General features: G+C 63.7%; 7 protein-coding genes. 6 read left to right on the top strand and 1 reads right to left on the bottom strand.

The features are described 5' to 3' along the window. Window positions 1-255 precede the first annotated feature (255 nt). From AB0C34_RS01455 to AB0C34_RS01430, 6 genes are all read left to right on the top strand, one after another. Window positions 256-1,866: an FAD-dependent monooxygenase gene (locus AB0C34_RS01455; protein WP_357066272.1), complete on the top strand. Its 1,611-nt coding sequence runs from the start codon at window positions 256-258 to the stop codon at window positions 1,864-1,866. A gap of 156 nt (window positions 1,867-2,022) precedes the next feature. After that, window positions 2,023-3,270 carry a cytochrome P450 gene (locus tag AB0C34_RS01450; protein ID WP_357066269.1) on the top strand — a complete coding sequence of 416 codons (1,248 nt, stop codon included), beginning with the start codon at window positions 2,023-2,025 and terminating at the stop codon, window positions 3,268-3,270. 687 nt (window positions 3,271-3,957) lie between these two features. After that, entirely contained in the window at window positions 3,958-4,344 is a 387-nt protein-coding gene (locus AB0C34_RS01445; protein WP_357066267.1) for a hypothetical protein, read from the top strand. A 2-nt stretch (window positions 4,345-4,346) separates the two neighbouring features. Beyond that, entirely contained in the window at window positions 4,347-4,955 is a 609-nt protein-coding gene (locus AB0C34_RS01440; protein ID WP_357066264.1) for a hypothetical protein, read from the top strand. After that, window positions 4,952-10,471 carry a putative T7SS-secreted protein gene (locus AB0C34_RS01435; protein ID WP_357066261.1) on the top strand — a complete coding sequence of 1,840 codons (5,520 nt, stop codon included), beginning with the start codon at window positions 4,952-4,954 and terminating at the stop codon, window positions 10,469-10,471. The genes AB0C34_RS01440 and AB0C34_RS01435 overlap by 4 nt, the downstream gene beginning before the upstream one ends. 44 nt (window positions 10,472-10,515) lie before the next feature. After that, window positions 10,516-11,250 carry a hypothetical protein gene (locus tag AB0C34_RS01430; protein WP_357066258.1) on the top strand — a complete coding sequence of 245 codons (735 nt, stop codon included), beginning with the start codon at window positions 10,516-10,518 and terminating at the stop codon, window positions 11,248-11,250. Window positions 11,251-11,280: 30 nt separating this feature from the next. On the opposite strand, the gene AB0C34_RS01425 is transcribed toward AB0C34_RS01430, so the two are convergent. Beyond that, window positions 11,281-12,018 carry an NUDIX domain-containing protein gene (locus tag AB0C34_RS01425; RefSeq protein WP_357066255.1) on the bottom strand — a complete coding sequence of 246 codons (738 nt, stop codon included), beginning with the start codon at window positions 12,016-12,018 and terminating at the stop codon, window positions 11,281-11,283. Between the last annotated feature and the right edge of the window lie 24 nt (window positions 12,019-12,042).

Below are 12,042 nucleotides of genomic sequence, written 5' to 3'. Positions count from 1 at the left end.
CCCCTTTACCCCTTCAGACCTTCCGATTCCCTGCGTCTGCCGGTCGTCCACATCGTAGAGGGACGGCAGGAGGAGACGATACGGGCACAAGAAGTTTCAGACGATAACTCCGCGGGTGTCGAGATGCGACATCGTGTCAGAGCAAGGTCAGGGATGCCGATAAACGCCCGATAGCCCCAACCGTGGTTCAGACGTGTGTCGCAGGGGACATGCGGGTTCCAGTTTGATCTCGATCAGTTCGGAGTGTGTTCAGCCATGCCTTCTTTGCCTGTCTCCCGTTCCTCTGTCCTGATCGTTGGTGCCGGTCCGACTGGTCTCACACTCGGCATCGAGCTGCTACGCCGCGGTGTGGAGGCTCGTGTGATCGACAGACTTTCCGTTCCGGTGGCGACATCGCGGTCGTTCACCGTGCACTCCCGCACCCTCGAGCTGCTCGAATTGGCCGGGGCGGTCGATGAGTTCTTGGATCGGAGCCTGCGTGGGGAATGGATGGACTACAACTTCGCGGGCGTCGAGGAGAAGGTACGGCTGGACTTCACCCAGCTCGACGGCCGGTACCCGTACTACCGCACGATCAGTCAGAAGGACACCGAGGAGATCTCGCGCCAGCACTTCACGGCTCTGGGTGGGGTGATCGACTGGCACACCGAACTGGTCTCGGTGACCGTCGACCGGGACAGTGAGGTCACCGCCGTGTTGCGGGACACCGATAGCCGAAACCTGGAAACGGTGTACACAGATTGGTTGATCGGCTGCGACGGCGTGCACAGCACGGTGGCCAGCTGTTTGGGTGCGGAGGTCAGCCGTTCGGAGTATGCGGGTACGGCGATGCGGATGATGGACGCGCCCTTTCAGCAGCAGTCGCGGGGCTTTCCTGTCGAGGTCGGTGGCATCGATTACCGCATCGCGCGCGATCACATGCTGTTGACGACTGCGCTGCCGGGCGGTGTGTGGCGGGTATTGATCAGCGAGACCGGTGATGCTCGCGACGCCGATACCTCGCCTGCGGCGTTCCAGATGATCCTCGACGAGCATTTCGACGGCGCGGTGCAGTTGGGGACACCGGAGTGGACGTCGGTGTTCCGGACGCGGCGGCGGATCACCTCGCGGTATCGCAATGGCCGCGTCTTTGTGTGCGGGGATGCGGGGCATGAACGGTCGCCTGCGGGTGGGCAGGGCAAGAACACCTCGATGCAGGATGCGTTCAATCTGGGGTGGAAGCTGGCCGCGGTAGTCAAAGGCCAAGCCCGCGAATCACTGTTGGATACCTATGAAGCCGAGCGGCGCCCGATCGCCGAGCAGGTGATCGCGGGCACCCACGAGCTGCATTCGGTGCTGATGAACCACGGAATCCCGGTGGCGGAGCGGCTGGCGATCGCCCGCGAACCCGGATTTACCCAGCGCGCGGTGGCACGGATCTCCGCTCTCATCTACGGCTACTCGCCGACAGTGGACACGCAAATGCCGCCAGGCCAGCGGTTGGGCGGGCTCGGTGCCGGAGACCGCGCACCGGATATCGAGATCACTCCGCGGCTACGGTTGCATGAGGCACTGCGCCACCCCGGGCACACCCTGCTGGTGTCCCATCGGGACCCGCAGTCGCTGAGAGATACATCGGCGCTGATCACGCAGGTTCGTCAGCAGTTCGGGAACCGGGTCAACCCGGTGGTCATCACCGCGCCCGGCCATCACGGTCTGGCTCCAGCCGGTGCGATCACCGCCGATTCCCGCCGGATCCATGACCTCTACGGGGCACCCGAGGGCGGCGGGCTGTGTCTGATCCGCCCCGACGGCTACATCAGCCAGCGCTGCCGCTCGAGCGAGCAGAACACCCTGTTCACCACGCTGCGCACCACGTTGGCCTGACCACCACGCGGTACCCGCCCCACCCGGCTTTGTGCGCGGACCCCATACCCCCGATCGCACCCCGGCCACCGGTGCCCCGGGATCCCCTTTGTCTGGAGACACTTCATGTCAATACCTGCCCCACCACCGTCATCTGCTCCACCACCATCGGTTTCGTTGCCCGGCACGGGTCCGATGGGCCGGTGCCCAGTCGCCCGCAGCGCCCCCGCCGACGCCGCCGCCGCGCGTGTGCCGCTACACGCCGCCGCGTTCGCTGCCGATCCGCATGGTGCCTACGGTGCGATGCGAGAGCGGTTCGGTGACCTCGCACCGGTGGAACTCGCCGAGGGGGTGCCAGCCACGTTGGTGCTCGGGTACGAGACCGCGTTGCGGATCTTGCATGATGCCGAGCATTTCCCCACCGATCCTCGCCCGTGGCAGGACACCGTGCCCGCCGATTCGCCGGTGTTGCCGATGATGCGCTGGTATCCCGCGGCCCGCTATAGCACCGGCTACGACCACACCCGCTACCGCCAGGCGTCGAAAGCCGCCATTGACGGCATCGACGGCCATGCCATGCACACAGTCGTGGAAGAACTCGCCCTCCGACTGATCAACAGCTTCTGCCAGGCCGGGTCCGCGGAGCTGGTCGCCGACTATGCCCGCCCTTTGGTGTCCGCGGTCCTCAACGAGATCATGGGCTGCCCGCCGGAGATCGGGGCGCAGGTCACCGCCGGGATGGCTGCCCGCTTCGACACCGTCCGCGCCGCCGAAGGCATGGCACTTCTGCAAACCGCGCTGACCGAGCTGATCGAACTCAAACAAGCGCATCCCGGCAACGATGCCACTACACGGCTGCTCACCCACCCCCATCAGCTCAACGAGACCGAAGTACTCGCCCAGCTGATGAGTTTCTACGGCGCGGGCGGAGAAGCCCAGTTCAACCTGATCACCAACACCGTCCTGCTGATGCTGACCGATGAACGGTTCGGTGGGGGCCTGGTCAGCGGCAGCCTGTCGAGCAGAGATGCGCTCGACGAGGTGTTGTTCCAGGACCCGCCGATGGCGAACTTCTGCACCACCTACCCCCGATCCCCTGTCCTCACCGGTGTGACTTGGCTGCCGGCGCATCAGCCGGTGCTGATCAGTCTCGCCGCCGCCAACACCGACCCCACCATCGTTCGCGGCGACCGCACCGGCAACCGTTCCCACCTCGCCTGGAGCGTCGGCCGACACGCCTGCCCGGCCCGCACCATCGCTTACCTGATCGTCCAAGACGCGATCGACCAGCTCCTGGACGCGCTCCCGGATATGGAACTCGCCGCCACGCCAGCGGACCTGGTGTGGCGTCCCGGACCGTTCCACCGGGCCCTGACCTCCCTACCGGTCACTTTCCGCCCGTCGCCGCCCGTGAACATCTCCTGACACCCGGATGATCGCGAGTTCGCTTGCCATGCACCAGCTCATCACCCTCTATGAGGCACGCCCCCACCGGATCGGGTCGCCCTCCGACACCACCGTTGCCAGTCGGGGCATCCACGCGCCGCCCGGCCAGGCCGATGAGTGCGCCATCGATCCGGAATCCTGTTCCCTGGATGCAGCACCACGTGCCCACACAGCACCACACCGCCGATCCCGACCTCGCCCAGCCCCGTCGACTCTTCCAGATGCAACGACGCCGCCCGACCGACAGGACACTCCGCGCCGCCGCTCAATGTTAGCCAAGCCTTGACGCGCCCGGCTTCCATCGAACGGCAGGGGAAGTGCGAGATCGCCGACAAGCTGCGGGATGCTGCCCTTCCGGTATCCGTCGATGAGTCCAGTGCCCGAGCCCTTCGAACTCCTCGGCGTCGGAAGGGCCTGTCCAGTGGACGGCTCTGTCGCGCTTGTTCTTACAGTCCCCGGTCGGAAGTGGCGGACTCCTGGTGCACAGCGCCGGAGACGTTATTAGGCAGCTCGAGCACGCTACGCAGCGCTGGGACGGACTGTCTGATCGGACGGTTGTCACTCCCCGGCCGAGTGAATTCTTGGAAAGGGCGCGACAAGTCGAGGTCGGTAAGCTGCGGGGGCGTGCTTTGTGGTGGATGGATCGCGAACGGGGGTAGTTGGGCGATGGCAGGCGACAACAGCGGCACGTTACGGGCGGAGATCGCCGCGTTCTATGCCGGTTTCGGGCAGCCGGAGGTGCTGGCGGCGGCGTTCCGGGGGGCTGGTTTGTTGGTGCCGTTGGTTGATGATGATCGCCTGTGCATCTCCCGGCTCGGGGGTGTCGATTGGATCTGCGCGTTCACCAGTGTCGAGGAGTACGCCCGCTATATGGCTGCGCGGGGTATCGCTGGTGATCAGGAGTATCGATATCAGTCGCTGTTGGGGTGGCGGCTGGCCGAGTACGCGGCTGGGCGGTCGGAGCCCACGGGTGTGGCTGTCGATATCACCGGTTCGGCGCCGATGGCGTTTCCGCCGCAGGTATCGGACGATTCCGTCGGGGACGGGAAGTAGCGGTGGGAGACCAGTTGAATGTGGATCCCGCGGTGCTGCAGCAGGCTGCGGATGGAATCACCGGGGTCATCGGTGAGCTGTCAGATCTGGGTGTCGGGGAGACCGGGGCGATGGGGCGCGGGTTCTCGTTGTTGACGTTGTCGCCGATGGAGGCAGGTAAGGCGTCGGTGCAGAGCGCGTTCGAGACCTTCACCGAGCGCTGGTCATGGGGTGTGCGGGCGCTGGTGCAGGCGGGCAACGAGATCGCTAAGACGTTGGGGTTGACGGCGGGGCGCTATCACATCATTGATGAGAAGTTCTCGAACACGTTCAAGGAGATGTTCACGCAGCTGACTGGAAACCCGCATCTGTCGAAGGAAGAGATCGATGCGCGGTCGTGGGGAGACACGTTGGCCGACAATCAGTTCAACCAAGTCCGCCACACCGACTACAGCGCCGAATCGTTCCAGAATGCCTTCACTCATATCGGCACGAACATCAAGGTGATCGAGGCGGTGGGCCCGGACGCGTTGGGCAACAACGGTCCGATACCGGCGATCCCGCGGCATTGGAATACCGGTGCTGCCGCGCGGGCGGCGGAGATCATGAACGACCAAGGGACGAATAGGTGAGTGGTCTCGGTGATTTCGTCAACAAGGTTGGCGACGCGATCGAGCACGGCGTCGAGTCGGTCACGCAGAAGGCGGGTGAGCTCGCCGACGTTGGTTTGGATGCGGCGGCGGGGCTGGCGCGCAAGGTGGGTGCCGATGGGGTCGCGGAGAACCTCGACGATCTCGGTGACAAGATCGCCGATCTTGCCGGCGGTGAGGTCAAGGAACGCGAACTCGGACAGAGCACCGATCCGAAAGAGCTGATCCGTGGTGAGCCCTCGGCGATTCACGACGCCGTCGAGGCGTTGCAGAAGATGGGCGATTCGATCGGCAAGACCGGCGATGCGCTGCGGACGGTCGACACCGCGGACTGGACGGGGTCGGCGGCGGCGGAGTTTCACACCGAGTTCGCGAAACAGCCGAAGCTGTGGTGGGCGGGCGCCGACGCGATGCACAAAGCATCGGGTGTGCTCGACGGCTGGTACCACGAGGTCACAGCGGCACAAACGAAAGCCGCTGATGCGATCGCGAGATGGGAAGCGGCCGATACCGAGGAAACCACCAAGAAGAACCAGTGGAACGCCCTGTCGGACGAGCAGAAACGCAAGACGCCTCTGACCGACACGTGGACCTCGATCCGCAACGAGGCCCGCGAGATTCTGCGCGGCGCACGTGCCCAGCGTGATAACGCGGCGGCCTCGGCTGCGGCGGCGTTGGCAGCGGCGACTGAGGCCGCTCCGACCGAGCCGCCGTTCACCGAACGCTGGTCGGACAATGTCTCGGATCTGTCGGGGGCGGTCGATCAGGCGAAGCTGAACTTCACTTCCGGGTTGCTGACCAGTTTCACCGGGATCGTGCAGTTCGTGCGTCAGGTCAGCCCGATGGACCCCTACAACCTGACCCATCCGGCTGAATACTTCTCGGGGATGTCGGGTCTGGGTACCGGGCTGGTGGTCGCGGCCGCTGATCCTGGGGCGACGGTGTCCTCGATCTTGTCCGGTGCACGGAAGAACCCGTCGGAGTTCCTCGGCTCGTTGACCGGTGACCTGATTACCACCGTCGGCACCGGCGGTGCCGGGGCGGCCAAACCCGCCCTGTCGGCGCTGGACAAGATCGGTGACGTCTCCAAGGTCAGCAAAGCGACCCACACCGTGGCCAGCGCGGCAGAACACACCCCGCACACCCCACACGCCCCGAGCTCCACGCCCCACACTCCATCGTCGACCTCGCACGAACCGGGCGCACCAACGAGCACACACCCGACAACCGAATCGCCGTCACCAACCTCGACCGGGAGCGAGCCGGGCACACCGACCGGAACCCACCCGAGCACCACCGAACCTGGCACGCAGCCACACGCGACAACCGAATCGCCAACGCAACCGGGAACGACCAACTCGCAACCTGAAAACCCCACGCACACAACAGACTCCGGCACACCAGCGCCTGACAGCACCGCACAGGGGCACACTCAGCCGGACTCACCGCAGCCGACGCATTCCGAACAGCCTGTATCGCAGCCACATCCAACCAGCGAGCATCCGAGCGACACACCACACGAGCAGCAACCCGATTCCCCCTCAACGCGACCGGATTCCGACGCGCCACCGCGGACCGAGTCCGAAACACCGAACCAACGCCCCGACTCGAACCCAACTCCCCACGCAGATTCACCCAGCACACCAACAGACCACGGCAGCAACGTCCCACAGCAGGCTCACGACGGAAATCCGACCCACCCGGACGGCCACGACACAACACCGGGCGCACACGACACACCGTCCACGGAACAGCAGCCAACACACCATGATGGTGCGCAGGAGAATCCCACGCCGCAGGACCGCGCCGACGCCGATAGCGGCGCACACGGCAAGGCAGAGGAATCCGGCCCGGAGAAAGACCAAACCCCGGACCAGAAGACCTGCTCCGACGACCCTGTCGACATCGCGACCGGTGAATTTCTTCTCCCCGAAACTGATCTCGACCTACCAGGCGTACTTGCGCTCACACTGCGTCGCACGCACAGCTCGAACTACCGATTCGGCCGCTGGTTCGGCCCTTCCTGGTCGGCCACGCTGGACATGCGCCTTGTCGTCGAGCATGAGGGCGTGACCTTCATCGGCGAAGACGGCATCATGCTGGCCTACCCTCACGCGGAGGTCGGAGTCGCCGTAGAACCGATCACCGGCGGCCAGCGCTGGACATTGACTCGCACCGAGGTCGGCGGCTATCGAGTGTGGGACCAACACCGCGAAATAATCCGGCACTTCGCTCCCGAATCCGCGTTGGGCGGTATCGACTCCCGCCTCGGCAACTACGCCATCTCCGCGATCACCGACCGCCACCGCAACCGAATCCGCTTCCACTACAACGCCGACGGCGCACCGGTAGAGATATCGCACTCCGGAAGATATCGAGTCCGCGTCGAAACCTCCGCGGGACGGGTGACAGGCCTGTTTGTTCTGGATACCGACCGAGATGGCCCCGAAACCAGTACCCCGGTGAGGCAATTCGCCTACGACGCTGGCGAGCTCTCAACAGTGATGAATGCCGTCGGTGCGACCACCAGCTACACCTACGACGCTGAACACCGGATGACGTCCTGGACCGACTCCAACGGCAACCGCATGGTCAACACCTACGATGAGTCCGGGCGCGTCATCTACCAGCGCGGCACTGCCGGAGTCCTCGACACCGACTATGAATACCTCCAATTCCCCGACGGCACCGGCAGTCTCAGCACCCTCACCGACTCCCTCGGCGCGACAACCACCCACGGCTTCGACCGAGATCTGCGGCTGCGCGACCTCGTCGATCCCTCCGGTGGGCGCACCCACATCGACTACAACGCCGACCGTCGACCACTGAAAGTGATCGCACCCGACGGCACAGTGACCCAATACCGTTACACGAGCGATGGCGACGTCAGCGAAATCCTGCGCCCCGACGGCAATTCCGTCGAGATCGAGTACATGTGGCGCAACCGTCCCACGCGATTCACCGACGCGGACGGCGCAGTTCGGCACCAGGAGTGGAACAAGAACGGCGACCTCGCTGCGACCGTGGACGCTGCCGGAGCCAGGACCACCTACTCCTATCACCCCAATGGTGCCGTTGCCGAGGTCACCGATGCAGGCGGCGCACGCACCGCCGTCGAGGTGAACACAGCTGGACTCCCGGTCCGAGTGGCCGACCCGCTGGGGGCGGTCACCACAATCGAACGTGACAGCTTCGGCCGCCCCTACGAGGTAACCGACCCACTCGGCGCCGTGACTCGGTACGAATGGCGCCCCGATGGAAAACTGCTGCGCCGCACCGACCCTGACGGCTACACAGAATCCTGGACATATGACGGCGAAGGAAATGTCCTAACCCACACCACCCGCGCCGACACTGTCACCACCTTCGACTACGCCGCCTTCGACCAGCTGCACACACGCACAGAACCCGACGGCTCGACCACTTGCTACACCTGGGACACCCAACGCCGACTCACCGCGGTCACCAATCCCCTCGACCAAACCTGGAGCTACACCTACGATCCCGCCGGCCGGTTGATCGCCGAGATCGACTACACCGGCGCCACTACCAGCTACGCCTACGACCAGGCCGGACGTGTCGCCACCGTCACCCCGGCAACGGGAGTCAGCCGCCACTACACTCACGATGTCCTCGGTCGCCTCACCCAGATCGTCGCCGACACCGGCGAATGGATCCGCTACACGCGCGACCCCGTCGGCCGAGTCCTAACCGCCGACGCCGGAACCGGCGAAACCGCCACTCACACTCTGGAATTCGTCTACATCGCGACGGGCCGCGTCGCCTCTCAGAAGCTCGACGATCACGCCGTCACGACCTTCGAACACGACCGACAGAGCCGCCGAACGCGTCGAACCATCCCCTCCGGCGCGACCACTGACTGGCATTACGACTTCACCGGACGCGTCCGAGCCCTCAAAACCAATGACCACGACATCACTTTCACCCATGACTCGATCGGCCGTCCCATTGGCTGGCGTGTCGACGAAATCGCGATCGACCGCATCCTGACCAGCATCGGCTACGTCACCCATCAAGCAGTCACTGCCTATCCGGGCACTTCGCTGGCTCTTGATCTCGGGCCCTCCGTGCGCCCCAGCCCACGGCAGGTGCGATCAGACGAGTACATCTACCGTCCCGACGGATACCTCACCGGCCATATCGCTAACCACTCCGATCGTGTGGTGGCCGGTCAGCGCGACTTCGCCCTGGATGCGGTCGGTCGCGTCACCCGCATCTCCTCCGGTGGCGTGCTTGCCGAACAGTACAGCTATGACGCCCTGGGCAACGTCACAAGCACACTGGTTGTCGGCGACCCCGACTCCGACGTCGTTCGGCCGCTCAGTACGCCGGGGATCACCCCTGGCCAGGACTCGAGTACCGACAACCTGCGTGAATACCGCAACAACCTCCTCATCCGCGATGGCCGCACCCGCTACCACTACGACCGAGCCGGTCGACTCATCCGCAAGACCACGACTCGTCTGTCGCACAAACCTGATGTTTGGCACTACCGGTACAACGGTTTCGACCAGCTCGCCGACGTATGGACCCCCGATCGTCAGTGGTGGCGCTACACCTATGACGCGCTCGGCCGCCGCACCACCAAACAGCATCTCACCACTGACGGCACTGTCCTCGAGCAAACGGACTACACCTGGGACGCCACCCACCTAATCGAACAATCCACGCCCAGCGCAACGACACGCTGGCAATACCAGCCCGGTAGCTATACACCCATCACGCAAGAGACTGATCAGGCCGCGGTCGACCGAGAATTCTTCGCTATCGTCACCGACCTCGTCGGCGCCCCGATCGAACTGATCGATCCCAGCAACGGCCACAGCACCGCCACCGCCACGACCGATCTCTGGGGACGGACAACCTGGCACGGCACCGCTGCCAGCCCTCTACGCTTCCCTGGCCAAATTCACGACCCGGAAACCGGTCTCCACTACAACTACCAACGCGTGTACGACCCAGCCACGGGCCGTTACCTCACCCAAGACCCCTTCGGTCTGGCCCCTGCGCCCAACCCGAACACCTATCCACACAACCCACTCAGCTGGAGCGATCCACTCGGCCTGATCCCCGAGGAATGCGGCAAAAGGTTCGAAACCCGAGACGATGCCGAGCGCGCAGCTTTCGAAGCAGCAGGTGTCCCCTACGGAAGGACTCCCGATGCCGAGTGGACAGTAATGGGAGACGTCCGATACGCCCATGTTCCTGGCCATTTCTACTCGCCCGATCCGACACACTGGGGGAACTTCAGGCAATTCGAGATGGAGCAAGGATCCAGGGTGATCGTGGAGCACACCGATGATCCGGCCGGAACACACTTCCACGCCGGCCAGCCCAAAGGAGATTCAACGCAAACTGGAGTCAACTTCGGATGGGACAACTCTCCAGGACCTCCCGGAGGGAGCCGATACAATGAAACGTTCCAGCGATACGGGAGCATTGATGGGCCGCACGGCGACCACCACTTCTTCCACTGAAGTGGTGACCGCATCAGTAGCCGCCCAGACGAAGGAGCCCGCGAATGAGTACCCCCGCGATCCCATCTGAAGAGCTGCGCCAGTCGCTGACGTCGATCGGCCTCGCCATCTGTTCCGACAACCCAGAAGGCGTTCCCTCGCCCTCGCAAGCCATGCAGGCCGTAAACGGCGGCGAAGTGGAGCCGAAATACACAGTTCCCTACCGCTCAGACGATGCGCTCGGCGAGCTGGACAGGCTGTGGCATGCCGAAGCCAACGCCGTGTCCCTCTACGCAAATGCAGGTAAGTTCCTGCTCATACTTCCGGGACCAGGCAGTAGCCGTGCCGGCTGGTTATGTGTCCAAGACACGGTAGGTGAAAGGCTTCCCTCCAGAATTATGGCGATTAGGAACTCTCCCGAGGTCATCGCGATGTCGCTCGATGGTAGGCAACTCTGTGCCACTTCTCGAGAGGAATATGACTACTGGGTCATCAGCCACAAATTCCCTGAGAAGTTCGAAGCCGCCAACCGCATGCGTAGCATGATCTATCCCGAGGTTCGTCGGCTTGTGGAAAGCGGAATCTCCCTGTGCGATCTCCTCTCTTACTTGAAATCTACCGGTGAATTCAGAGGACACAAGATCGAACTGATGAGCATACTAAGAGAAGCTTGCGAGATCCCACTTTCTGAAACCAGGGAGCTGGCAGCGGTAGTAGACCAGTTTTGCACACCGATCGTTCCAATGGATCAACTAGAAGAAAAATGGCGGCAGGTCATTTCTGATTATCGGCACAGTTGAGCGTACAGTGATTTTCCGAACACGATCAGCTCAATTATCTGCAGACCTGTTCAAGCCGGACTGGGTAGTGGTGCGCAGTATCGCGGGATGCAGGATAGTTGCTGTACCGCAGCGGTAAAGCGCGGCGGGGCGGCCACCGTTGCGGTTGGTCTGCTCCCCGGTAGGGATCAGTACACCTTCCGCGCCGGTAATTTTGCGGTGAAAATTCCGCTGGTCAAGAGGCTCGCCCCAGACGATCTCGTACACTTTGCGTAATTCGGCAACGGTGAATTCCGGTGGGCAGAACCGGGTGGCGAGTGTGGTGTACTCCAGTTTGCTTCTGGCTCGCTCGACCGCGTCGGCGACAATTCGCTTGTGGTCGAAGGCCAGTTCGGTGTGTACGTTCAGCACGGATTCGACGGGTGTCCATGCTGCGGTTCGCGCATCACCACCCGCTTCGGGTGCTGGAAGGTCGGGAACGAACGCGAGGTAGCAGACGGTCACCACGCGTCTGCGTGGATCGCGGTTCGGTGAGCCGTAGGTGCGTAGCTGCTCCAGATGTGCGCGGCCGAGGTCCAGGCCGGTCTCCTCGGCCAGTTCGCGTTCTGCCGCCGCGTCCAGGTCCTCGCGGTTGTCGTCGAGGAATCCGCCTGGCAGGGCCTGGAAGCCCTGCCAGGGTGCGGTTCCGCGTTCCACCAGAAGGATTTGAAGGGACTCGCCCCGCACGGTGAGCACTGCGAGGTCGACCGCGATGGCGACTTCGGTTGTTCGCCAGAGGCGTTCAGCCATGTTCATCTCCTCTCCGAACGAAAG

Origin of the sequence: Nocardia sp. NPDC049220 (assembly GCF_040647855.1) — a bacterium.
GTDB lineage: Bacteria > Actinomycetota > Actinomycetes > Mycobacteriales > Mycobacteriaceae > Nocardia.
Note: the sequence above shows the minus strand (reverse complement) of the source record. Positions and strands in the feature narration are given on the sequence as shown.